Origin of the sequence: Prevotella pallens ATCC 700821, from assembly GCF_000220255.1 — a bacterium.
Classification (GTDB): Bacteria; Bacteroidota; Bacteroidia; order Bacteroidales; family Bacteroidaceae; genus Prevotella; species Prevotella pallens.
In genome coordinates, this window is sequence record NZ_GL982534.1 from 1 (window position 1) to 937 (window position 937).

1 protein-coding gene is annotated in these 937 nt (G+C 28.8%); it reads left to right on the forward strand.

Annotated features, from left to right (window positions below):
* Window positions 1-39 precede the first annotated feature (39 nt).
* Window positions 40-408 carry a desulfoferrodoxin family protein gene (locus HMPREF9144_RS12530; protein ID WP_006046517.1) on the forward strand — a complete coding sequence of 123 codons (369 nt, stop codon included), beginning with the start codon at window positions 40-42 and terminating at the stop codon, window positions 406-408.
* Window positions 409-937: the final 529 nt, after the last annotated feature.

Sequence of the window (937 nt, forward strand, 5' to 3'; positions counted from 1 at the left end):
CGTACCTTTGTATCGCAAAAACATTAACAAGAATATATTATGACAAAAAGAAACGAAATTTATAAGTGTTCAGAGAGTAAAAATTTATTTGAAGTAATTATCCCATCAAATGAAGCAGTTTGTGGTTTAGAAAGAGTAGTTGAAAATACAACAGAAGCTGCAACAGAAAAACATATTCCTGTAGTAGAGAAAATAGACGGTGGTTATCGTGTAACAGTGGGATCAGTGGAGCACCCAATGATGGAAACTCACTTTATTGAATGGATTGAACTTATAACAGACAATAATGAAGTTTTACGCAAATATCTTGAACCAACCGATAAACCAATTGCAGAATTTAAAACAGATGCTAAAAAAGTTTATGCTAGAGAATATTGCAATCTTCATGGATTATGGAAATCAGAATAATTATATAGAATAAAACTTATTAAAAAGCGAACGCTAAATGAATTGCATAGCAAAAATGCCCAATATCATTTAGCGTTTCTTTTTTGTAATACCATCTTTCTTTATAAAACACAAAGGTTAAATATATAAACATGCTTACCTCTTCTGTTATCATAGTCTGTTATATATTTTCTGCCATATATCCTTAATATCTTATATCTCATATATGTTGTATCGTTCTATATATTAGCTCATACATATTGGCGTAATTTATTATCTCAATGTTGTATCTATATATAATATCGTCAATGTTGTATCTATATATTATACGTCAATGTCGTATCTATATATATATTATATAAGGTGTAATTTAAATTTCGGGCGTAAATCTCCTATAACTATTATTTTTTTATAAAAAGTTCTCGAAAAGTTTGGTGGTTATTATTTTTTGTTATACCTTTGCACTCGCTTTTACGGCAAGCAGTTTATCTGTTAGTTGTTAATAAGGCATCGTTCTTTGAAAAGATTTACATAGACAGAGAAGTAGTAC

What these genes read in the sequence shown, in the direction of transcription:
- HMPREF9144_RS12530 (WP_006046517.1), top strand. Translation starts at nt 40, where the DNA reads ATGACAAAAAGAAACGAAATTTATAAGTGTTCAGAGAGTAAAAATTTA.